27 protein-coding genes are annotated in these 20,371 nt (G+C 41.7%); 15 read left to right on the top strand and 12 right to left on the bottom strand.

What is annotated here, in order from left to right; all coding sequences use genetic code 11:
* The first annotated feature begins 18 nt into the window (after positions 1 to 18).
* Both MHI11_RS15495 and menC read left to right on the top strand, forming a co-directional pair.
* On the top strand, positions 19 to 1,476 hold the full coding sequence (locus MHI11_RS15495) for an o-succinylbenzoate--CoA ligase (RefSeq protein ID WP_340961463.1): 1,458 nt from the start codon (positions 19 to 21) through the stop codon (positions 1,474 to 1,476).
* On the top strand, positions 1,463 to 2,587 hold the full coding sequence (gene menC / locus MHI11_RS15490; protein ID WP_113768703.1) for an o-succinylbenzoate synthase: 1,125 nt from the start codon (positions 1,463 to 1,465) through the stop codon (positions 2,585 to 2,587). Before MHI11_RS15495 ends, menC begins: the two co-directional genes overlap by 14 nt.
* A gap of 106 nt (positions 2,588 to 2,693) precedes the next feature.
* On the opposite strand, the gene MHI11_RS15485 is transcribed toward menC, so the two are convergent.
* The 4 genes from MHI11_RS15485 to MHI11_RS15470 form a co-directional block, all read right to left on the bottom strand.
* Positions 2,694 to 2,885, bottom strand: a complete 192-nt coding sequence (locus MHI11_RS15485) for a hypothetical protein (protein ID WP_044142132.1) — start codon at positions 2,883 to 2,885, stop codon at positions 2,694 to 2,696.
* A gap of 25 nt (positions 2,886 to 2,910) precedes the next feature.
* Positions 2,911 to 3,069 carry a DUF1540 domain-containing protein gene (locus tag MHI11_RS15480; RefSeq protein WP_008360682.1) on the bottom strand — a complete coding sequence of 53 codons (159 nt, stop codon included), beginning with the start codon at positions 3,067 to 3,069 and terminating at the stop codon, positions 2,911 to 2,913.
* A gap of 68 nt (positions 3,070 to 3,137) precedes the next feature.
* Entirely contained in the window at positions 3,138 to 4,184 is a 1,047-nt protein-coding gene (locus tag MHI11_RS15475) for a cytochrome d ubiquinol oxidase subunit II (protein WP_185108921.1), read from the bottom strand.
* A gap of 21 nt (positions 4,185 to 4,205) precedes the next feature.
* Positions 4,206 to 5,537 (bottom strand): cytochrome ubiquinol oxidase subunit I, encoded by a 1,332-nt coding sequence (locus tag MHI11_RS15470; RefSeq protein ID WP_065098664.1) that lies wholly within the window; start codon positions 5,535 to 5,537, stop codon positions 4,206 to 4,208.
* Between the two features lie 175 nt (positions 5,538 to 5,712).
* On the opposite strand from MHI11_RS15470, the gene MHI11_RS15465 reads away from it, so the two are divergent.
* Positions 5,713 to 5,955, top strand: a complete 243-nt coding sequence (locus MHI11_RS15465) for a type B 50S ribosomal protein L31 (RefSeq protein ID WP_003217579.1) — start codon at positions 5,713 to 5,715, stop codon at positions 5,953 to 5,955.
* Between the two features lie 278 nt (positions 5,956 to 6,233).
* Here the strand turns inward: MHI11_RS15465 and MHI11_RS15460 are convergent, their stop codons facing one another.
* Positions 6,234 to 7,223 (bottom strand): metal ABC transporter solute-binding protein, Zn/Mn family, encoded by a 990-nt coding sequence (locus MHI11_RS15460; RefSeq protein ID WP_044142135.1) that lies wholly within the window; start codon positions 7,221 to 7,223, stop codon positions 6,234 to 6,236.
* Between the two features lie 213 nt (positions 7,224 to 7,436).
* On the opposite strand from MHI11_RS15460, the gene MHI11_RS15455 reads away from it, so the two are divergent.
* On the top strand, positions 7,437 to 8,003 hold the full coding sequence (locus MHI11_RS15455; protein WP_044142136.1) for a beta-class carbonic anhydrase: 567 nt from the start codon (positions 7,437 to 7,439) through the stop codon (positions 8,001 to 8,003).
* A gap of 1 nt (position 8,004) precedes the next feature.
* On the opposite strand, the gene yidD is transcribed toward MHI11_RS15455, so the two are convergent.
* A complete protein-coding gene (gene yidD / locus MHI11_RS15450) occupies positions 8,005 to 8,229 on the bottom strand; it encodes a membrane protein insertion efficiency factor YidD (RefSeq protein WP_003217666.1) in 225 nt (74 codons plus the stop codon).
* A gap of 126 nt (positions 8,230 to 8,355) precedes the next feature.
* Between yidD and MHI11_RS15445 the strand changes: the two genes are divergently transcribed.
* Positions 8,356 to 8,829, top strand: a complete 474-nt coding sequence (locus tag MHI11_RS15445; RefSeq protein WP_003217624.1) for an S-ribosylhomocysteine lyase — start codon at positions 8,356 to 8,358, stop codon at positions 8,827 to 8,829.
* A gap of 114 nt (positions 8,830 to 8,943) precedes the next feature.
* Positions 8,944 to 9,378 carry a FixH family protein gene (locus tag MHI11_RS15440; RefSeq protein ID WP_044142137.1) on the top strand — a complete coding sequence of 145 codons (435 nt, stop codon included), beginning with the start codon at positions 8,944 to 8,946 and terminating at the stop codon, positions 9,376 to 9,378.
* A gap of 8 nt (positions 9,379 to 9,386) precedes the next feature.
* Here MHI11_RS15440 and ytzI read toward each other — a convergent pair whose 3' ends face one another.
* The gene (gene ytzI, locus MHI11_RS15435) at positions 9,387 to 9,533 is read right to left on the bottom strand and encodes a YtzI protein (RefSeq protein WP_034665318.1); all 147 of its coding nucleotides are present in this window, start codon (positions 9,531 to 9,533) and stop codon (positions 9,387 to 9,389) included.
* Between the two features lie 131 nt (positions 9,534 to 9,664).
* Between ytzI and MHI11_RS15430 the strand changes: the two genes are divergently transcribed.
* The 4 genes from MHI11_RS15430 (at position 9,665) to MHI11_RS15415 (ending at position 11,331) form a co-directional block, all read left to right on the top strand.
* Positions 9,665 to 10,102, top strand: coding sequence for a Dps family protein (locus MHI11_RS15430; protein WP_044142138.1), 438 nt, complete (start codon positions 9,665 to 9,667; stop codon positions 10,100 to 10,102).
* A gap of 125 nt (positions 10,103 to 10,227) precedes the next feature.
* Complete coding sequence (locus MHI11_RS15425) at positions 10,228 to 10,419, top strand: hypothetical protein (RefSeq protein ID WP_003217712.1); 192 nt, start codon at positions 10,228 to 10,230, stop codon at positions 10,417 to 10,419.
* A gap of 155 nt (positions 10,420 to 10,574) precedes the next feature.
* Entirely contained in the window at positions 10,575 to 10,979 is a 405-nt protein-coding gene (locus MHI11_RS15420; protein ID WP_044142140.1) for a phage holin family protein, read from the top strand.
* A gap of 43 nt (positions 10,980 to 11,022) precedes the next feature.
* Positions 11,023 to 11,331, top strand: a complete 309-nt coding sequence (locus MHI11_RS15415; RefSeq protein ID WP_044142141.1) for a hypothetical protein — start codon at positions 11,023 to 11,025, stop codon at positions 11,329 to 11,331.
* A gap of 18 nt (positions 11,332 to 11,349) precedes the next feature.
* Here the strand turns inward: MHI11_RS15415 and MHI11_RS15410 are convergent, their stop codons facing one another.
* Both MHI11_RS15410 and MHI11_RS15405 read right to left on the bottom strand, forming a co-directional pair.
* Entirely contained in the window at positions 11,350 to 12,141 is a 792-nt protein-coding gene (locus MHI11_RS15410; protein ID WP_278176199.1) for an AIM24 family protein, read from the bottom strand.
* Between the two features lie 22 nt (positions 12,142 to 12,163).
* A complete protein-coding gene (locus MHI11_RS15405; protein WP_106065807.1) occupies positions 12,164 to 12,817 on the bottom strand; it encodes a TerD family protein in 654 nt (217 codons plus the stop codon).
* A gap of 248 nt (positions 12,818 to 13,065) precedes the next feature.
* Between MHI11_RS15405 and ytkD the strand changes: the two genes are divergently transcribed.
* Positions 13,066 to 13,542: an RNA deprotection pyrophosphohydrolase gene (ytkD, locus tag MHI11_RS15400; protein WP_044142144.1), complete on the top strand. Its 477-nt coding sequence runs from the start codon at positions 13,066 to 13,068 to the stop codon at positions 13,540 to 13,542.
* 35 nt (positions 13,543 to 13,577) lie between these two features.
* On the opposite strand, the gene MHI11_RS15395 is transcribed toward ytkD, so the two are convergent.
* The 3 genes from MHI11_RS15395 to MHI11_RS15385 are packed head-to-tail and all read right to left on the bottom strand — an operon-like array spanning position 13,578 to position 16,146.
* On the bottom strand, positions 13,578 to 14,324 hold the full coding sequence (locus tag MHI11_RS15395; RefSeq protein WP_423190598.1) for an ABC transporter permease: 747 nt from the start codon (positions 14,322 to 14,324) through the stop codon (positions 13,578 to 13,580).
* Between the two features lie 34 nt (positions 14,325 to 14,358).
* The gene (locus tag MHI11_RS15390; RefSeq protein WP_044142147.1) at positions 14,359 to 15,129 is read right to left on the bottom strand and encodes an ABC transporter ATP-binding protein; all 771 of its coding nucleotides are present in this window, start codon (positions 15,127 to 15,129) and stop codon (positions 14,359 to 14,361) included.
* Positions 15,130 to 15,144: 15 nt separating this feature from the next.
* Positions 15,145 to 16,146, bottom strand: coding sequence for an ABC transporter substrate-binding protein (locus MHI11_RS15385; RefSeq protein WP_340961457.1), 1,002 nt, complete (start codon positions 16,144 to 16,146; stop codon positions 15,145 to 15,147).
* A gap of 173 nt (positions 16,147 to 16,319) precedes the next feature.
* Here MHI11_RS15385 and MHI11_RS15380 point away from each other — a divergent pair, with 173 nt between their 5' ends.
* From MHI11_RS15380 to MHI11_RS15365, 4 genes are read left to right on the top strand one after another with little or no spacing between them, the layout of a single operon-like run.
* Complete coding sequence (locus MHI11_RS15380) at positions 16,320 to 17,048, top strand: carotenoid biosynthesis protein (RefSeq protein WP_340961455.1); 729 nt, start codon at positions 16,320 to 16,322, stop codon at positions 17,046 to 17,048.
* On the top strand, positions 17,017 to 17,763 hold the full coding sequence (locus MHI11_RS15375) for a lysophospholipid acyltransferase family protein (RefSeq protein WP_340961453.1): 747 nt from the start codon (positions 17,017 to 17,019) through the stop codon (positions 17,761 to 17,763). Before MHI11_RS15380 ends, MHI11_RS15375 begins: the two co-directional genes overlap by 32 nt.
* On the top strand, positions 17,748 to 18,875 hold the full coding sequence (locus MHI11_RS15370; RefSeq protein WP_340961451.1) for a glycosyltransferase: 1,128 nt from the start codon (positions 17,748 to 17,750) through the stop codon (positions 18,873 to 18,875). Before MHI11_RS15375 ends, MHI11_RS15370 begins: the two co-directional genes overlap by 16 nt.
* The gene (locus MHI11_RS15365) at positions 18,872 to 20,353 is read left to right on the top strand and encodes a phytoene desaturase family protein (protein WP_340961448.1); all 1,482 of its coding nucleotides are present in this window, start codon (positions 18,872 to 18,874) and stop codon (positions 20,351 to 20,353) included. The genes MHI11_RS15370 and MHI11_RS15365 overlap by 4 nt, the downstream gene beginning before the upstream one ends.
* The last annotated feature ends 18 nt before the right edge of the window (positions 20,354 to 20,371 follow it).

Below are 20,371 nucleotides of genomic sequence, written 5' to 3'. Positions count from 1 at the left end.
CGAAAAGGAGGTGTCGTGATGAAGCAACCGAATTGGCTGCTGCACCGTGCTTATTTAACACCAGAAAGAGTCGCGCTCATTTATCAGGATAAAAAGTGGACATTTCGCAATTTAGCTGATGAAGTCAATGAGCTTTCAAATAGACTTGCACAAACATTATTAAAAAAAGGGGAAACGGTCGGGATTCTGATGAACAACCATCCTCAAATGGTGATGCTTGTTCATGCTTGTTTTTCATTAGGATTCAAAATCGTGCTATTGAACAATAAGTTAACAAAGGCTGAAAGGCGCTATCAACTTGAAGATGCAAAAGCAGCCGCTTTATTTACTGAACCGGTTTATGCAAGTGATCATAAGGGTGATCTACCCGTTTATACAATGGAGACTTTACCTGAAGCAGGTCACGACAATGTAAAGAAAATCGAAAGCGAATTTGATTTGAATGAAACAGCAACAATCATGTATACATCTGGCACAACAGGACAACCAAAAGGGGTCGAGCAAACGTTTGGCAATCATTTTCATAGTGCTGTTTCCTCTGCACTCAATATGGGCCTCAGAGAGGATGACCGCTGGCTTATTGCACTGCCTCTTTTTCATATTAGCGGGTTATCCGCTTTATTTAAGTCTGTGATTTATGGGATGACTGTCGTACTTCATCAAAAGTTTGATGTCGATGAAGTAAAGGGTTCGATTGAACAGCATCGTGTGACGATGATATCTGTTGTTCAAACGATGTTATCCCGTTTATTAAGCAGGCTGGAAGAATGTCCGTCTTCTTTGCGCTGTCTTTTATTAGGCGGAGGACCTGCGCCTTTTGCGATGCTTCAAGAAAGCAAAGAGAAAGGTTTCCCTGTGTTTCAATCCTACGGCATGACAGAAACCTGTTCACAAATTGTGACCCTTGCGCCTGAATTTAGTGTAGAGAAGCTTGGATCAGCAGGAAAACCCCTTTTTGGATGTGAGCTGAAAATTCAAGATGGTACACGCATTTGTCGTCCTTTTGAGCATGGCGAAATTATGGTGAAAGGGGCAAATGTCATGAAAGGGTACCTTTACCGTGAAGAGGCGACCGCAGCTGCTTTTGATCAAGGCTGGCTGAAAACGGGTGATATCGGCTATGTGGATGAGGAAGGATTTTTATTTGTGCTTGACCGCCGTTCAGATTTAATTATTTCTGGCGGTGAGAATATTTATCCTGCTGAAATTGAAGCGATCCTGTTAACACATCCGCATGTAAAAGAAGCCGGAGTGACGGGTATGTATGATGATAGATGGGGAGAGGTACCAGCAGCCTTTCTTGTCACAGACCATAAAATACCGGAGAACGAGCTCTATGCTTTATGTGAGTCGCATCTAGCAAAATATAAATGGCCTGCCGCTTTTCACTTTGTGGACGAGCTGCCAAGAAATGCGTCAAATAAATTGCAGAGGCACAGACTCAAGTCAAAGGGGTTTTTAGATGATTCAAATTGAACGAGTGATTTTATATCATGTCACGATGAAGCTCAAGCAACCATTTACCACAAGTCTTGGAACCATCTCAGAGCGTGAGTTTATTATTGTCGAGGTAAAAGATCAAACGGGATTGACTGGATGGGGAGAGGTGTCAGCCTTTTCTTCTCCGTGGTATACAGAAGAAACCATTGAGACTTGTTACCATATGCTGAGAGCTTTTTTTATACCAAATGTGCTGACACGCACCTTTACACACCCTTCAGAAATACCAGACAGCCTGTACCAATTTAAAGGCAATAGGATGGCGAAAGCGGGAATTGAAGCGGCTGTTTGGGATATTTATGCGAAGCGTGAGAATAAGTCGTTACGAGATGTATTAGGCGGCACCAAGGATAGAATACCTTCTGGTGTTGTGGCGGGGTTAGGACCCGTTGATGACATGCTGAAGCAAATACAGCAATTTGTGGACCAAGGTTATCAGCGGGTGAAGGTGAAAATTAAGCCGGGGCAGGATATTGGACTCCTTAAAAAAATTAGAGAGTCTTTCCCTCACCTCCCGCTAATGGCGGATGCAAACTCTGCTTATGAGTTAAAGGATATTAGCAAGCTCAAGCAGCTCGATGACATTCGTTTATTAATGATTGAACAGCCATTAGCTGCAGATGATATTGTCGATCATCGCCATTTGCAAAAGCATTTAAAAACACCGATATGTTTGGATGAAAGTATTTGTTCCTTAGATGATGCTAGAAAAGCGGTAGAGCTTGGCAGCTGTCAAATTATTAATGTGAAGCCTTCACGAGTTGGAGGGCTGACAGAAGCCCTTAAAATCCATACATTCAGTAAGGAGCATCAAATTCCGTTATGGTGCGGTGGAATGATTGAAACAGGTATTTCCCGCGCGCAGAACGTGGCACTTGCTTCGCTTCCACAATTTACAATTCCAGGTGATATTTCAGCTTCGTCAAAATATTGGGAGCAGGATATCATTTTTCCTGAAATCAAGGTTGAAAATGGCTTTATAGAGGTACCTCGTTCCCCCGGAATGGGCGTAGAAGTGGATTATCAAGCGCTTCGTTCCTTTTCAGATAAAATTGACGTCTTTACAAAACATGATTTTGTGATGTGAAAATGAGGTATTCACCTTTTGCACATCCAATAAAATCTATATATAGTGAGAGAAAGTTTTTCCTTCCTGTCTCAACAAAAAAGAAAGAGCGGTGATCCGCTCTTTCTTACTCTTCTACCAGTTTGCTGTCATAAGCAAGCTGTCCAATATAGTGATCCATTTCACTTGGCATGTCTGCTGCATGGCCATATTCATAATCCCAAAGGTTTAAAAAGGAGTGAGCAGCCTGATAAAATGCGGCTTCGTCCGCGTCATGAATTTCGTCAAAAAACGTTTGAAGCAGCCGATCGTGTTTCAATGCGATGCGCCTCCTCAAATGAGACTTAAAGATCTTGTGGTTTAAACGTTTTACAATCCGTTTCTTCACTTTTTTCAGCCGTATTTCCTGTGTGGCTGACGACATAGATTGCATCTGCCCCACAGCGGTTCCCAGCATTCCAATAGGAACAGTTATTGACTTCACAAAGGATTTTTTGACTCATACAGATGACCTCCTTTTGAGTATGTCTTTCTTCTATAATGTAACCGAAATGAACCTCATCCATTCACGTTAATCTTCCTGGCGAATATAGCGCTTATCCTTCATAAACAATTTCCAGAAGAAATAGAACCCAGGGAATAAGATGATAAAACCTACAATATACGTGATAAATAATGCTCTAAATGTCACAGGGTCTGTAAATCCAGACATGATTGTAATATCTGGATAGGCCATATAAGGCAAATGGGCACGTCCGTACACATAGCTTGCTAAAAAATATTGAACGGTAATCGCAATGACAGCTAAACGCGGCCGGCCTTTCCGATGCTTAAACCGGCTATTTGGTAAAAATAGAGCCAGCCCTGCTAGCAAAAACATCAGGAGTGATACAAGAAGAATAGGGATGTTCTGCATCATTTTTGTGAACAGCCAATTTGCCTCGCTCCTTAATGTCAGCATGATGAAAAAGGCCATCATGAGTGAAAGCGGACCCGTAATGAGCGCTCCTCTTCTATAAATGCTGTAAGCTTCATCTTCATCAGCCACATTTGAGAAATCAGCTAAAAGCAATGACGAAAGAAAAAGGGTGCTGAAAATGGCAAAGCCGACAAAAGAATAGACATTTGCACTTGTAAAGACCAGTCCAAGATCTAATGAGTAGTTGTTGTTCTCCTCAAAGATAAATCCACCATGTGTAATCGGAAGAACCATGATCAGGATCGATGGAATGATAAAGCCGCTAATCCCTGAAATATAAGTCACTGCTTTTCTGTATTTTTTAGGAAGAGAATGAGAAAACACGAGAAATCCGCTTCGCAGTGCAAGAAGCAATAATATGATGCTACCGGGTATTAATAAAACAGTACCAAGGACAAAGGTCGCACCTGGAAACATGCTAAACAACGCAACAACAATTGCCACAATGAATACGTTAGTTACTTCCCATGTTGGAGAAAGGTACTTATTTGCGATATTAGCGGCCTTTGTTTGTTCTTTATTCATATAAATCATGGACCAAAATCCTGCGCCGAAATCCATTGATGCCATCACTGCATAGATAAAAACGAACCCCCATAAGATGGTGATTGCAATGAGTGCATCAGTTGTCACATCCATTTGCATCTTGATCGCTCCTTTTTAAGATTCTGTTAACCGTAGGTCTTCTTCAATCGAATGTTTTCTAAAGTAGTACGTCAGCACAATCACAGTTGCTATGCCTAAGATGAGATAGACAATGGCAAAAAGGATAAAGAGTGTGCCAATTGAGCCTGATGATGTGACGACCTCTGAGGTTTTGAGCATTCGATAAATAACCCATGGCTGACGGCCTGTACATGCAAAGATCCAGCCGAACTCAATGGCCAAAAGACTAAGGGGCCCGCCGAATAAATAAAGAAAAAGGAGCCACTTCGGATAATGATCGCGTTTTAAAATTTTACGGTAAAGCAGTGCTAACACCGCAAACAAAATGAGAACTGAGCCAATAATGACCATGCCGTTAAATAACGTGTGAATAAATAAAGGCGGCCACTCATCACGAGGGAAATCATTTAAGCCTTTGACCACGGTATCAAAGCTATTTCCTGCCAGAAAGCTAAGCGCCCAAGGGATTTCAATTGCTCCTTTAATTTCCTTTGAATCGGCATCAGTAAAACCACCTATTGCGAGCGGCGCATGTGATTGTGTTTCAAATAAACCTTCAGCACCAGCTAACTTTTCTGGCTGATATTCATACAGAAGCTGAGCAGACTCATGACCATTTATGGCCGTTAGAAATGAGAAGAGGCCTCCTACAATAAGTCCAAGAAAAAGGGCTTTTCGATGAAACGTATAGAGTTTCTCATTCTTTCTTGTTTTGAGCATTTTAAAAGCTGCCACTGATGCAATCACAAAAGCACCTGTTGTAAAAGCAGATAGCACGACATGTGTCGCAGTTACGACAAAGCTTGGATTGAAAAAGGCCTTCCAGGGCTCGATATTCGTAATTTCTCCATTGACCATTTGAAAGCCAGCAGGAGTACCTTCAAACGCATGTACGTTTGTGATCAGAATCGCTGAAGCGGCTGCACCAATCACGACAAAAATAACGGTAATGATGCGCATAGCAGGTGATAGGCGATCCGCTGCGTACACATAAATAGACATAAATAATGCTTCAATAAAGAACGCATAAATTTCAATCTGAAATGGAAGTGACATGACCTTTCCGATGACCTCCATAAAACCTGGCCATAGAAGAGCGAGCTGGGTACCAGCAATCGTGCCTGTTGGAATGGCGACACCTAACAAGACAGCCTGCGCTTTCGTCCACCGTTTGGCCATGACAGCATAGTGAGGGTCCTTCGTTTTTTGGAAGATGAGTTCAGCTAACAAAATCATTAGCGGGATGCCGACGCCAAGCGAGGCATAAATAATGTGAAAGCCCATGGTTGTGCCGAACAGGCTTCTAGCTAAAACGAGATCAGTCAATTTTTTCTCCGCCTTTCTTATCACTTCTCTTTTTCATGATGTTATTATTCTCCACCATTTTTAGATTATTCTTCCTGACTAAGAAAGCTTGATTTTTGACAAGTTGTAAAAGAGGGAGTAGAATATAAATATAAAACGTAATCATTACGTTTTGATAACGAAAGGAGTTTTGACATTGAAAAGAGATATTCATCCAACCTCACATGAAGTTGTATTTATGGACGTAAACAGCGGTTACCGCTTTTTGAGTAAATCGACAAAGTCATCCAATGAGACAGTAGAATGGGAAGATGGGAAAACGTATCCTGTCATTAAAGTAGAAACAAGCTCTGATACGCATCCTTTTTATACAGGACGCCAAAAATTCGGAGAAAAAGGCGGAAGAGCCGAGTTGTTTAAGAAAAAGTATCAAATGTAATATAAAAAGCACACCCTACAATGGTGTGCTTTCAGCATGTAGACAAACCCTCGCATTCGTTGTCAGTCCTGCGTGCTGGTGCTCACGAATGTCAAATTCGCTCCGCGCCAGTACTCGTCCTTCCTAGACTTCAAAGGTTTTCTATCAAGCTGAAAAGAAGACAAAGGGCTAAAATCAAGATCATTTTAGCCCTTTGTCAACAATCTGAAAGCACACCCTACAATGGTGTGCTTTTTTTACAGCAAAAAACCCCGGATAATCATCCGGGATTTTAACAATTAATCATTTAAAGCGGTTTTTAAGGTCTTTAGATTTTGTTTCATTAAGCTGACGTAGCTTTCGCCATTTTTGGCATCATCTTCAGTAATAGATTCTAGATTTTTAAGTGTGAGGCTTTTTGCCCCAATTTCACTGCGGATCGTATCTGAGACTTTGCTGCTGACGTTGTTTTCAAAAATCACATATTGAATGTGGTGCTTTTCAGCTTTTTGTACAATGCTTTCGAGCTGCTTTTGTGAAGGCTCTTCAGAAGCGGATAACCCTAATACACTGATTTGTTCAATGCCGTAGCGCTTTTCCCAATAACCGTAGGCTGCATGGGAAACAAGGATTTCTTTATGTTTTGCTTTAGATAACGTTGTGTTGAACTCTTGATCTAGCGATTGCAAATCCTTTTTTAGTTTTTCATAGTTTTTTGTGTATTCGTCTTTATGATCTGGATCTAATGAAACGAGTGTATCTTTAATGTTTTTCGCCATTTGCTGTGCATAAACAGGGTCTAACCATGCATGAGGATCTTTATCTCCGTGATCGTGTCCATCATGGTCATGATCTTCCCCTTCATGATCGTGATCATGGTCTTCGCCGTCTTCATGTGAATGCTCTTCTTTTGTCGATAACAACTTGATGCCTTCGGCTGCTTTGACTGTTTTCACGCCTTGGTCTTTTAACGTAGAAGCGGTTTTGTCAGCGAATGCTTCAGCGCCTGTGCCGCTGTAGATGAAGGCGTCTCCTTCAGCCATTTCAACCATCGTTTTTGAACTTGGTTCAAAGCTGTGTGCATCTGCATTGGCAGGGTACACGCTTTGCGCATGAACATGAGAACCACCAATTTTTTCAGTGAAATCTTGAATCGGGAAAATTGTGGTGTAAACGGTTAGTTTTCCGTCTGCTTTCCCTTTTGAAGCATTTGTCCCCGCACTGCTTGAGCAAGCGGCAAGACCGATCGCAAATAAAGCAGCTGTTAACATATAAAAGATTTTTTTCATGTGGAAAATGTCTCCTCTCAATCTATTAGATAGAAATGATTACGATTTAATGTCCTGAGTTATTGTATCGTAATAATTACGATTTGAAAAGAGGAAAATAAAAAATTTTCATCAGCAGATGTTTCCTTTTAAAAAAATGCGCTGCAAAACGTGACGAAATTTCTCACATTGTGCTATATTTATTTTTAAAAAAGATAAAGGAATGGACAACGTATGAAACTTTTAGAAGAAATCATCGAATATAATCAACAATTTATTGAAGAAAAGAAATACGAAGAATTTACAACAACGAAGTTTCCACAAAAAAAAGCTGTCGTTCTGTCGTGTATGGATACAAGACTTGTCGAGCTGCTTCCACGTGCAATGAACATGAAAAATGGAGATATCAAGATCGTTAAAAGTGCTGGTGCTCTTGTGTCTCATCCATTTGGAAGTATTATGCGAAGCATTTTAGTGGCTGTTTATGAATTAAATGCTGACGAGGTTTATGTCATTGGGCATCATGATTGCGGTATGAGCAAAATAGACAGCCAAACACTTTTAAACAAAGCCATTGAGCGTGGTATCCCAGAAAAACGTATTGAAGTACTGGAATACTCAGGAATCGATTTTAAACAGTGGCTCAAAAGCTTTAGTTCGGTTGAAGAGAGCGTGAAGGACAGTGTGTCCGTTGTGAAAAATCACCCGCTTCTCCCATCAAATGTGCCTGTGCACGGTCTTGTCATTGATCCTGGAACTGGCAAGCTTGACGTAGTCGTCAACGGATATGAAGAAAAATAATTTATTTTTCCTTTTTCGGCGGGACAGGATCGATGCCGCCAGGATGGAGCGGATGACATTTTAAAATCCGTTTGATGGTGAGCCAGCCGCCTTTTAAAGCGCCATGCGTTTTGATCGCTTCTAGCCCATAGTTTGAGCATGTTGGGTAAAACCGGCAGCTAGGCGGTGTAAGAGGGGAAATACATTTTTGATAAAAGCGTATGATGCCGATAAAAATTTGTTTCATAAAGGTTCCTCCTTGTCTATCTTTCACAGTATAAGAAAAAAGGACAAGGAAGGAAAGTTTTATAAACTAAACTGGTCGGAGAAATATGTTATAATATAGGAAATTGCAATTATAGGAGTGGTGATTATGCCTTCAGTTGAAAGCTTTGAACTTGATCATAATGCTGTAAAAGCGCCATACGTTCGTCATTGTGGCGTTCATAAAGTGGGATCAGATGGAGAAGTCAATAAATTTGATATTCGTTTTTGTCAGCCAAACAAACAAGCAATGAAACCTGATACGATTCATACATTAGAGCATTTACTTGCGTTTAACATTAGAACACACTCAGAGAAATACGATCATTTTGATATCATTGATATTTCTCCAATGGGCTGCCAAACAGGCTACTATTTAGTGGTCAGTGGTGCACCAACTCCAAAAGAAATCGTTGAACTTCTCGATGCAACATTCAAGGATGCAGTTGAGGTAACAGAGATTCCTGCTGCAAACGAAGAGCAATGCGGTCAAGCGAAGCTACATGACCTTGAAGGTGCAAAACGTTTGATGCGTTTCTGGCTTTCTCAAGATCAAGAAGAGCTTCTCAAAGTATTTGGTTAATCGATCATAAACCGGACATGATGATGTCCGGTTTTTTTGTATTCGATCATGAGATGTCAAAATAGGGGATATTTGTTAAAATGGACATGTCAGTAAAAGAAGGGGGAACTCGGAATGCGAAAAATGTTGGGAATGATATTGATGCTTTTGTTACTAAGTGCATGTGGGAACTCTGCAGCAAATAGTGGCAAAGGGGAGGTACCTGAGCTATTAGAAGTGAAGCTTACAGGACCTGAACAAGTGGAGAAAAATGAAAGCGTTATAGTAAAAGCAGCTGTCACATATGGTGATACGCCTGTTGATGATGCAGACGAAGTTCAATTTGAAGTGTGGAAAGATGGCGATAAGGATAACAGCAAGATGATTCAGCCAAAGAAAGAGAACAAAGGTGTATATGAATTGCATACAGCCTTTAAAAAAGATGGCCTTTATATCATACAAGTCCATGTGACAGCTAAACAGCAGCATAATATGCCAAAGACAAACATCCATGTAGGTGATGTGAAAAAAGAGAGTTCATCTACTGAAGAAGAAACCTCACATCATTAAGTGTCATTTTATTTCGGGTTAGGACGTTGGTTTGGTTCAGCATCCTGTGGTGAATCGATTTTATGCTTATATTCATAAGCTTTCGATGTTGTCCACAGCGATAAAAAGACAACGATTGAGATAATGATAAAGCTGATAATTCCAAGTAGCAGCATCTAACTCCCTCCTTATTTCCATATTAACATATATTTCATGCAGTCAAAATAGAAGAAATTCATGGCAGGTTTCAGTATAATAGGAAAAGGGTATTCTCATACTAAACGCAATTACATAAGGAGGAATAAACATGTCTGAAAAATTATTACACGTCGTCAATAAACAAGTAGCTGATTGGACTGTGCTTTACGTAAAATTACATAACTATCACTGGTACGTAAAGGGAAAAGACTTCTTTACACTCCATGAGAAATTTGAGGAACTTTATACAGAAACAGCGACATACATTGATGATTTGGCTGAGCGTATGCTCGCGTTAAATGGAAAGCCTGTTGCGACAATGAAAGAATGCTTGGAAATTTCTAGCATTCAAGAAGCTGAAGGTAATGAATCAGCGGAGCAAATGGTGAAAAATCTATATGATGATTTCTCCAATATCGCTGAGGAATTAAAGCAAGGAATGGAGCTGGCTGGAGAAGTTGGCGATGAAACAACAGGAGATATGCTGCTTGCGATTCATCAATCTATCGAGAAACACAACTGGATGCTTAAAGCATTTTTAGGATAATACGTATGTGGAAGGAATGTCGATCATGAAGAGATCGACATTCCTTTTTTGTTGGAATCGGGACAGACAGCCCATTGAAATCATAGGGCTTTCAGCCGAAGAGAAAAGAGAAGGGAGGGGAGAAGATGTCTTCTATTGCAGGAATGATGAGTCAGCAAGTCGCGAGCATTCAAAAAACACTTAATATTAGTTTGTTGAATTCACAGCTTGCTACGAATACAGCACAAGCCATGGTCATGCTGGATCAAGTTCAGCAGCAGCCTCAAGCTGTTCAACCAAAGGATTCAGACGCTCGCTTTATTGATGTGAGAGTCTAAAGATGGAAGCCGCCGCACAAGGCGGCTTTTTTTCTTGTCATCACTCTGTCTGATTTAAAAGGCGATGCCTTATTTTTTGTCGTCCAAGCTATTGCGAAGATCTGGCATATAATATTGAGGTAAGGAGTTCCACTCTGAAAGGATGTTGATGCCAAGTGAGCAAGGATTTAGGCATCTTTTCGTTGTTTACAGTCAGTTTGTCAGCGATGGGCTTTCTGTTTGGTGGAGCAGGAAATTTACTGATGATATTAGTAACACTCATGGCCATTGAATTAATTTGTTCAAGCCTAAGAGAATCTTTGACAGGGCAGCTCACAATGAAACGTTTTTCTACACGGCTTGTTCGAAAGATTGTGACGGTCTCCTTAATATCCATGGCGCATTTCTTCGATGTCATGCTGAAGACAAATGGGATGATTAAGGATTTAGCGATCATCTTCTATATTATTTATGAATCTTACCAAATCGTCTCGACAGCCAATGCCCTCGGAATTCCCATTCCACAGTTGTTTATTGATGTGTTGGACATGTTAAAAAATAAATTGCGCAAAAAGCCGTAATTTCTTCATATCTGGTCATACTAAAGGAAAAAGGATGAATCAGATGACGAGACACACATATTATGTATCCGTACAGGATGGGTCGATATCGCAGCATAGAGATGCGGCGGCTTGGCAATTTCAAATAGAAGCAGACGATGATCAAATTTTGCAGCTGAGAGACTATTTCGATGAACAGTATATGACAGATTGGAAAGGCTTCTTTCGAGCGCATGTTCCGTATCTTGAATATCATTATGACAGTCCGAATGATGAAATGGATCGAAAAAGAAAAGAGATATACTCAATGATTTTCGAGCTCGGGAATGAAGAGACAAAGAGCTTTATTGAAACAAATGGATTAATGAATTGAAAAAGCATGTACATGCTTTTATTTTCGCGGTTGTAAGATGCCTCCGATCAGGTCACTAAGCCCGCCTCTATTCTCTTGCTGAGATGTCTGTGAATTAGTGAATTCATGAGAGGAGTTCTGGCTCTGAGGCTTATAACGGTTATCATCTAAACCAACCCGTAAGCCGGATGTACGCTCAGATGGCTGGATAATGACAATTTGGTCTTGTTCTTGGAACTCAAATAAGTAGGATTCACCAGATGTTTGTCCGATGAGGGTCTTCCAGTTCACATCTAATTTGACCTTCGGTGCTTTACCTGTCCAAGCAACGATGGCGTCAGGGTCTACACGGCAAGGGGCTTTTAAAATGAGCGGGTTTCCATTTGTTTTAATGGCGACCTGCGCCCCGTGGCCTTGATAGGAGAGCTTTGATGTAAATAGTCCTTTCTGTGAAAAAATCCCTACGCCTACTGGTGTCACGCCGTAATGACATTCCTCAGTAAAGGCAAGTAAATCCTCACTTTCTACACTTACATGCTGCCAAGGACCGCTCGGCTCAAGATTAATCACTGTCACGTGCTCGCTGGAATCAGCCAAATAACAAGTACCTTGTCCACTTACTTCCATCACCTCAAGGTTTTCACCTGTCAATTTTCTGCTGATATGGTTAAATACTTGACTGACCATATTTCCTTTGTTCGTACCGAGTAGTCGTTTGCGGTATTGAAACGTACCTTGATCGGCAATCATTGCGCCTTTTTTCGCAAAAAAGATTCCGCTGCCTTCTGCTTGTAAAGTGAGTTCTTCTATCGTGTTGAAATGAAATCCCATTGGTGCCGGCTCCTTTCCTGCGTCAAGATGTGAATCCGTAGATGCGGCATAAGTCATTTAAATCTAGCGTAGTTCCTTGTCCGGTTGCGATGATTTTCCATTCTTCTTCATCTCTTATGAGTTGAGCGCAAATGATGGAGGTACAATACGAATAATCTTCTGTTAATTGAAAGGTACAAATCTCTTGTTGTGAGATTTGATCAGTCAGATGCACGTAAGCGTTCTCCACTTGTCCAAAATGATGCTTGCGCTCGTGTGCATCATGTATCGTGGCTGTTACAACGATTTTATGAATATTAGGAGAGACTCTGCTTAATTGCATAATGATCATTTCATTGTCTCGATACCCGCCGCCAAATTGATGATCACCAAGATGGCGAACAGCCCCGTCTAAGCTTTGCTGCTGATGATAATAGATCAGATGGCTTGGAGACAACAGTTTGTCCTCTTCATTTAAGAGAAACACTTGCGTATCTAAATCAATTGGCTGGCCAGCCAAATCCCAGCCAAGCCCGATTTGAATTTGGTCGATATTTGGATTGTCTTTAGTTAAATCTAGCTTTTGCCCTTTGATGAGGTGTTTCTTGATCACCTCATGAGGGGCGTCTTCTTTTTCAATTTTACTGGGCGTAAGCGATTGATCTTTTTCTTGTTTTGACCCATTTGTTATCCTCATGCTGTTTTCCTCCTCGTCGTAATAGGACAAACACTAATTGATTTACGTCATTAAGGGATAAAAGGTTTCATGATTAAAATGGGGTGAAGTTGGGGATGATAAAAAGGTTTTAGCAACGATACCTCATTTTAAATACAGACGAAATGAAACCACTCGTTTGTTTCACTTTTGATAAAAATTCTTCAGAGAAATGTGATCTGTGGTATGATGTTTTACAAGAAGCAAGGACAGGATATGAGGGATTTTACATGCATGTATTTAAAGACTATTATCATAATACGGTCAAGCTCTCCTTTGAAGAGAAGCCTTTTTCAAGTCATCCAAAGCATGTTTGGGCCATCTGCCGTTACCAGGGGAAATGGCTGCTCACTGAACATGAGGATCGGGGCTATGAGTTTCCAGGAGGGAAAGTTGAGCCAAATGAAGAAGCAGACCAAGCCGCTATACGTGAGATTCAAGAAGAGACGGGTGCTGTTGTTCGTGAATTAACGTATATTGGCCAATATCAGGTGCTAGGCAGAGAAAAGATCATCGTAAAAAATATTTATTTCGCTGATATTGAAAGGCTAGTGAAGCAAGACACGTATTTTGAAACGAAAGGTCCTGTTCTTTTCGCAGACTTGCCAAGATCTATCGCAAAGAATAAGAATTTCAGTTTTATTATGAAAGATGATGTGTTAAGACAAAGTCTTGCTTATTTAGAAAAGAACGGTTTGATTCGTTAAAAAAAGCGAGCGCAGGGAGACCATCCCTGCGCTTTTTATTTTTGGAGAAAACGGCGTTCGAGCCATTCCACAAGCTGGTACATGATGGTAGCAAACACAGCAATAATGAAAAGACTTAAGAACACGAGTGTAAAGTTGAAGACTTGAAAGCCGTATATGATCATGTAGCCAAGCCCTTTTGAGGATACAAGAAATTCCCCTACAATGACCCCAACCCAAGAAAGACCAACATTCACTTTGATGGCAGAAATCATCGTTGGAATACTAGCTGGCAAAATGACCTCACGAAAGACGACGCTTTTTTTCGCGCCAAAGGTTTTCATCACCTTTAAATAATTCTCATCGACCTCTTGAAAGGCAGTGTAAATGACGATCGTCGTAATGATCACACTAATGATCGCACCCATGGCGACGATGCTAATCATACCAGGTCCAAGGGCAACAATTAAAATGGGGGCGAGGGCAACTTTTGGCATGGCATTTAAAATAACTAAATAAGGATCAAGAACGTTTGCGAATCGGGTAGACCACCATAAGGCGGCAGCGAGCAAAATGCCGCAAAAGGTACCAAGTAGAAAACCGAGCACCGTTTCAAATAATGTAATACTCATATGATTCATTAAAGAACCATCTTGAATTTTTTGCACAAACAATTGGCAGACCGCAGATGGTGAACTGAAAATAAGCGGATCAATGAACCTGAAATGACTGGCAAGCTCCCAAAGCGAAAAGAAGCTGGCGAATATGATGAGCTGATAGATACGTGTGATCCGTTTTTCCATTCGGTATTTTTTGCGATAGGCTTCATGTAAAAGGTCACTGTGTTTCAACTGTTTTCAGCTCCTTCCAAATCGTTTGAAAGAGCTCTTGGAAATGCGGGGTCTGTCTCGCTTCAAAAGGAGAGAGAGCCCTTATGTCGTCTGGAACGGTAAAGATTCGCTGGATAGAGCCTGGATGTTTTGAGAATAAGAAAATGCGGTCACTCATCGCAATGGCTTCGCCAATGTCATGTGTCACAAGGACTGCTGTTTTTTGATAGTCTTTTAATGTGTGAAAGACGAGATCTTCTAATGTGAGTTTGGTTTGGTAGTCTAGCGCTGAAAATGGCTCATCTAGTAAAAGCAGACCGGGATCAACTGCAAGCGTTCGGGCGAGAGCCGCACGCTGCCTCATTCCGCCAGACAGCTCCTTCGGATATTTTTCCTCGACTTCAGGCAGTCCAAGCTTTGGCAGTAAATCAAGGGCAGCTGAGGTGGCCTCATGCGAATCTTGTTTCGCAATTTTTAACCCGAGAATGACATTTTCCTTGATGGTCTTCCAAGGAAACAAATAATCTTGCTGGAGCATATAGCCGATTTGATGCTCCTGTTGATTTGGTTCTTTTCCTTCGATTAAAATTCGACCTTCAGAGGGCGGCGTAATTCCTGCGATGATAGACAGCAAGGTGGTTTTTCCGCAGCCGCTGGGACCAATAAATGAGATGAATTCACCTTGGTCAATCTCCATATTGATGTGCTGTATAGCTGTTGTTTTTTCTTTTAAAGAGAAGTACGTATGGGTCACATGGTCAATTTGAAGGAAAGACATGTGCTACCTCCTATTCTATTTGTGATCTGTGACCTTCTTTGCAATGGATGAATCGACAAGTTGTTTGTACGGGATAAATTCCGGCAATTCACCGCTCTCCTTCATGATTTCCTGCAATTTGTTCCATTCTTCTTCATTTAGAAGGGGATCTGTTGCATAGGAATCTTGCTGTTTGTAGCGTTTGATGGCAGTTGATAAGACTTCAAGATCTGTATCAGGAAAATGAGACTGAATGGCCTTTGCGATCTCCTCAGGCTGCTTGGCTTCTACCCATTTCTGCGCTTTGTAAATGGCTCGGATGAAGGCTTCAGCGGTCTCTTTGTTTTCCTCTAAGTAACTCTTCTTTGCCATGAAGGTGGTATATGGCACCTTGCCAGAAGCTTCTCCAAAGGAGGCGGTAATGTACCCTTTCCCTTCTTTTTCGAGTAAGGAAGCGGTCGGTTCGAATAACTGTACAAAATCGCCAGTTCCAGAGGAGAACGCACCTGAAATGTTGGCAAAATCAATATTTTGAATCATACGAAGATCCTTTTTTACATCAATGCCTTCTTTTTTCAAGACATATTCACCAACCATTTGCGGCATGCCGCCTTTCCGCTGTCCTAAGAAGTCTTTTCCTTTTAATTGATCCCAAGAGAATTGGTTTACTTTCTCCCTTGAAACAAGAAATGTGCCGTCTGTTTGTGTCAGCTGTGCAAAGTTTATGACAGAATCCTTTGTGTCTTGAGCCTCTACATAGATAGAGGATTCAGACCCGGTCAGGGCGATATCAGCACCGCCTGATAAGAGAGCTGTCATCGTTTTATCGCCGCCCCAAGTGGTTTTTAGTTCAACCTCCAGGCCTTCTTCTTTGAAGAAATCCTCTGATAAGGCGACATATAGCGGAGCATAAAAGACCGAATGGGTCACCTCGGCTACTTGTACGGTCTGCTCCTGTTCTTTTTTACAGGCGACAAATGGAATAAAGAGCAGGACGACGACGATGAATGCCAGTCTGACTTTGATGCAACGATTCAAGAGTAATTCGCCTCCTTTGTTCTAGATCACTATTAAAGTATGTGAAAAGGGATTTTTGGTGAGTGCCTAGATGAAAATAAGAAGCGCATTGTTTATTTATAGAACGCGTCTTTTTTTCTATACTAGAGGCATGAAGGCTTTCTTGAATTTGGCAGAAATAAAGGAGCGGTTTCGTGTATAGATTGAGTTGGGTATTTATTGGATGGTATTTAGTAGGTCTGATCTTAATGGTCTTTTTTGAAGTGCCAGCATGGCTTCAGTTTGCAAACGGAATCTTTCTTGTGCTGTATGCTTGCTGCGTCATAGAGATTGGGCGACAGATTTATGGGTCATGGGGGTTTGTCATCAAAAGGGCAGCCATTGTCGGGGTGCTTACATTTACGGTGGAGTGGGTAGGGATCACAACGGGGTTTCCATTTGGGGCCTATGACTATTATCCGACGCTAGGTTTTCTAGTGGCGGGGGTACCGTTAACCATTGCATTTGCTTGGGTTGGCGTGTTGTTAAACAGCCTTTTTTTATCCAGTCAGCAGTCAAAGTGGAGACGAGCCGTCGAAACGGGAATATGGATTGTGTTGCTTGACCTCATATTAGATCCAGTAGCAGCTGAGCGGAAGTTTTGGGTGTGGTATGACGGCGGTGGGTTTTATGGTATTCCTTTTGAGAATTTTGTGAGCTGGGGTATGATTGGAGCAGGACTTTCATTTCTTTTCCCGCTTGTCTCAATTGATCAAAAGGCACTGAGTTGGACGAGTCGTATTTATCAGGCGATGGTGTTCTTTTTTGGTCTTTTGGCATTAAAGGGCGGACTCGATGTTATTTTTTATTTAGCACTGATCATTGTCATTTTGTGTGAAGGAAGGGTTCGATTTGAAAGAAAGCGACAAAAGCCGATCGTTTAGACGTCTATTTTCACTTTATCTAGAGCGATATTTACTCCATAAGCATTTCCGCTGTGTCATGATGAAAGGTTCGGTGGACCCGAAGGAAAACCTGCCTGTTCTTTATCTCGCCAATCATAGCTCATGGTGGGATGGACTGATCATTTTTCTTTTAACAGAAAAGGTGTCTGAACTTGATCACTACATGATGATGGAAGAGAAGCAGCTGAAGCAATATGCTTTTTTCCGAAAGCTTGGAGCGTTTCCAGTTCATAAAGAGAATCTGAAAAGTGTGAAGCAAGCATTAATGACTGCAAGAGAGAACATGCAGGATGGCGGAGCGGTATGGCTTTTTCCACAGGGGAAAATTATGCACCAGGATGTGCGGCCGCTTCAGCTGGAAGGAGGGGCTTCTTTTTTAGTGAGGCAATTTGAGCAAGTCGTGGTGAAGCCTGTAACCTTGCAGTATACATTTAATCAATATCAAAAGCCAATAGTTTCTGTTGTGTTCGGTGATGATGCCATCGTATCTGGAAGCTCCCTGCGAAGCAAGGATATGACGCGTATACTTGGCGATCTGCTTGAAACGCAGTTAAACAGGCATCAAGCACAGGTCATTGCGGATCCTGATTTTTCAATAAACGAAGAATTTAAACAGATCACAAGGACAAGTCAGTCAACAAGTGATGCGTTTGATTCTTTTAAAAAGTGGGTGAGAACATGGCGCTCTTCTTAACTGTAATCAGTGTGCTGTTGCTTTGTCAGTTTCTATTCACCATATGGAATATGAAGCAGTTTCCTGTGTTAAAGCCCGCTTCCTTTTCGCCAGATGAACCTATTTCGTTATCGATCTTGATTCCGGCTAGAAATGAGGAGAAACGGATAGAAGCCTGTCTTCAGTCGATCGTTGATCAACGTCTTTATCCGAAAGAGGTGATTGTACTTGATGATCATTCGACCGATCAGACAAGAGCGATTGTGGAGCGCTTCTCACAAACATATCCATGGATTCGTGTGCAGTCAGGCCGGCCATTAAAGCCAGGCTGGCTAGGAAAATCATACGCCTGTTCTCAGCTCGCTGAGGTGGCGGCTTCTGATTGGCTGTTATTTTTAGATGCGGATGTCCGGTTGAAACGGGGAGCAATTGAAGCTGTGTACGAGCAGTTATGCGCGCAAAAAACGGGCATGCTGTCAGGCTTCCCCGAGCAAAAAACAGGAACATTCTTTGAGCATCTGGTCGTTCCCATGATGATGTTTACGATTGGCTGTCATCTGCCTGTGAAGTGGGTCAGAAAATCAAAGAATTCGGCTTTTGCCGCCGCACATGGGGGCTTTATTGCCATTGAAAAGAGTTGCTATCACAATATCGGCGGGCATGAAGCGATTAAGGATTCGCTAGTGGATGATATAGCATTGGCTAAACGGGTGAAGGAACAAGGCTTTCCGTTCACACTTGCAAGCATTCATCCGTTTGTGTATATGAGAATGTATGAGAGTGGACAAGAGGTATGGGAAGGTTACAGGAAAAATTTGTTTCCAGGTGTCAAGCGAAGCATTGCTTTGTTAAGCAGTGTCTTTTGTTTATACACCCTGCTTTATTTGGCTCCAATCATTTGCTTGATGGTGGCTTTGCTAAAGCTGGATGTGCTTAGTATATGTTTATCCATTCTTTGCTACGGACTAGGTGTGTCGATCAAAGCGGCAATTGATATTGAGAACGGAAGAACATCTGCAATGGCCTTTTTATTACCGGTCAGTATTTTGAGTCTGATCGCCATTGGCTATGCTTCTATGAAAATCGGGCTGAAAAAAGAAGGGTATGAATGGAAAGGGAGAAGGTACGAATGAAAAAAGTGATCATCATCGGCGGCGGGCTTGGCGGATTATCAGCAGCGATCCGCTTACAGTCACGCGGGGTTCAGGTCACCATATTAGAAAAAGAAGCAGCTTTAGGCGGGAAATTACAGCGCCATCAGGAGGCTGGCTATTCTTTTGATCTAGGACCGAGTACCATTACAATGAAGTCATACTTTGAGGAAGTATTTGCTTCCTGTCATAGACGGATGGAGGATTACGTCACATTTTATTCGATTTCTCCTCTGACCAAAAATGTTTTTTCAGATGGACATACGGTCGAATTTACGCCGAATATTGAGCAGATGGAATCACAAATTGCAGCATTCAGTCCTGAAGATGCGAAGCAATACCGTGCATTTTTACAGGAATCAAAGATGCTTTTTCAACAGGCTGAGGATCAGTTTTTAAATCGTTTGTTATTGACGTGGAAGGATAAGGCGGATGTAAAGCTCGTGAAAGCACTTCTCTCTGTCAAACCGTTTACAACCGTTCAACGCTTGCTGCGTCAATATTTCCATCATCCGCATACATTGGCGATGTTTGGACGGTATGCTACATACATCGGGTCTTCTCCCTATGAGGCTCCGGCTATTTTTAATATGATGGCGTATTTAGAAGGGGAGAAAGGGATTTATGGCATAAAGGGTGGTACATATCGTTTAGTTGAAGCATTTGAGACTTTGGCAAAGGAATTAGGCGTACAGATTCACCTGAATGAACAAGTCAACAAGATTCATGTGAAGGACCGGCGAATCAAAGGAGTAGAAACGGCTCACCAGATGTATGGAGCTGATCAAGTCATTGCCGGAGCGGACGCGCTGACTGTCTACCGCCATCTGATTGATGAAAAAGACCGTCCAAGCTTTTTAAATCAAAAGCTTGCTGCCATTGAACCGTCATTATCTGGCTTTGTTCTCTTATTAGGTGTACCTAAAGTCTATGAACAGCTGTCCCATCACAATGTGTTTTTCCCAGAGAATTATGAGCAAGAATTCAAGGATATTTTTCAGAAAAAACAACTGCCTCAGGATCCAACGCTTTACATATGTTATTCAGGTCATTCAGAACCAGCTTTAAGTGGAGGACCGGGAAGAAGCAACTTGTTTGTACTGGCGAATGCGCCTTATGTGACAAAAGAGCAAGATTGGGACATGCTAAAGGAGACATACCCGCAGCTTATGAAAACAAAATTAAAGGAAAAGGGTCTCTTTGATCTGGATAATGTGGCCGAATATGAAGCGGTTCAAACTCCGCTTGATCTGCAGCAGAAAACGGGCGCATATCATGGAGCCATTTATGGTATGTCTTCCAACTCGTTCAAGCAGGCGTTCTTCCGCATCAATAATCAGTCAAAGGACATTGAAGGACTTTGGTTTGTTGGAGGAACGAGTCATCCAGGCGGCGGCACGCCGATGGTGACTAAATCAGGCCAGCTTGTGGCAGAAGCGATCATCAAGCATTTGACGTAAGAACAGATGAAAAGGAGA

Origin of the sequence: Bacillus sp. FSL K6-3312, assembly GCF_038007485.1 — a bacterium.
Lineage (GTDB): Bacteria > Bacillota > Bacilli > Bacillales > Bacillaceae > Bacillus > Bacillus pumilus.
This window is presented reverse-complemented; position numbering and strand designations above follow the sequence as displayed.

Bases quoted from the DNA above. Each gene is read 5' to 3' on its own strand.
- MHI11_RS15495 (WP_340961463.1), top strand. From the start codon at position 19: ATGAAGCAACCGAATTGGCTGCTGCACCGTGCTTATTTAACACCAGAA.
- menC (WP_113768703.1), top strand. From the start codon at position 1,463: ATGATTCAAATTGAACGAGTGATTTTATATCATGTCACGATGAAGCTC.
- MHI11_RS15480 (WP_008360682.1), bottom strand. From the start codon at position 3,069: ATGAGTCAAAAAATCCTTTGTGAAGTCAATAACTGTTCCTATTGGAAT.
- MHI11_RS15475 (WP_185108921.1), bottom strand. From the start codon at position 4,184: ATGGATGTGACAACTGATGCACTCATTGCAATCACCATCTTATGGGGG.
- MHI11_RS15460 (WP_044142135.1), bottom strand. From the start codon at position 7,223: ATGAAAAAAATCTTTTATATGTTAACAGCTGCTTTATTTGCGATCGGT.
- MHI11_RS15455 (WP_044142136.1), top strand. From the start codon at position 7,437: ATGAAACTTTTAGAAGAAATCATCGAATATAATCAACAATTTATTGAA.
- yidD (WP_003217666.1), bottom strand. From the start codon at position 8,229: ATGAAACAAATTTTTATCGGCATCATACGCTTTTATCAAAAATGTATT.
- MHI11_RS15445 (WP_003217624.1), top strand. From the start codon at position 8,356: ATGCCTTCAGTTGAAAGCTTTGAACTTGATCATAATGCTGTAAAAGCG.
- MHI11_RS15440 (WP_044142137.1), top strand. From the start codon at position 8,944: ATGCGAAAAATGTTGGGAATGATATTGATGCTTTTGTTACTAAGTGCA.
- ytzI (WP_034665318.1), bottom strand. From the start codon at position 9,533: ATGCTGCTACTTGGAATTATCAGCTTTATCATTATCTCAATCGTTGTC.
- MHI11_RS15430 (WP_044142138.1), top strand. From the start codon at position 9,665: ATGTCTGAAAAATTATTACACGTCGTCAATAAACAAGTAGCTGATTGG.
- MHI11_RS15425 (WP_003217712.1), top strand. From the start codon at position 10,228: ATGTCTTCTATTGCAGGAATGATGAGTCAGCAAGTCGCGAGCATTCAA.
- MHI11_RS15415 (WP_044142141.1), top strand. From the start codon at position 11,023: ATGACGAGACACACATATTATGTATCCGTACAGGATGGGTCGATATCG.
- MHI11_RS15410 (WP_278176199.1), bottom strand. From the start codon at position 12,141: ATGGGATTTCATTTCAACACGATAGAAGAACTCACTTTACAAGCAGAA.
- MHI11_RS15405 (WP_106065807.1), bottom strand. From the start codon at position 12,817: ATGAGGATAACAAATGGGTCAAAACAAGAAAAAGATCAATCGCTTACG.
- ytkD (WP_044142144.1), top strand. From the start codon at position 13,066: ATGCATGTATTTAAAGACTATTATCATAATACGGTCAAGCTCTCCTTT.
- MHI11_RS15395 (WP_423190598.1), bottom strand. From the start codon at position 14,324: ATGGAAAAACGGATCACACGTATCTATCAGCTCATCATATTCGCCAGC.
- MHI11_RS15390 (WP_044142147.1), bottom strand. From the start codon at position 15,129: ATGTCTTTCCTTCAAATTGACCATGTGACCCATACGTACTTCTCTTTA.
- MHI11_RS15370 (WP_340961451.1), top strand. From the start codon at position 17,748: ATGGCGCTCTTCTTAACTGTAATCAGTGTGCTGTTGCTTTGTCAGTTT.
- MHI11_RS15365 (WP_340961448.1), top strand. From the start codon at position 18,872: ATGAAAAAAGTGATCATCATCGGCGGCGGGCTTGGCGGATTATCAGCA.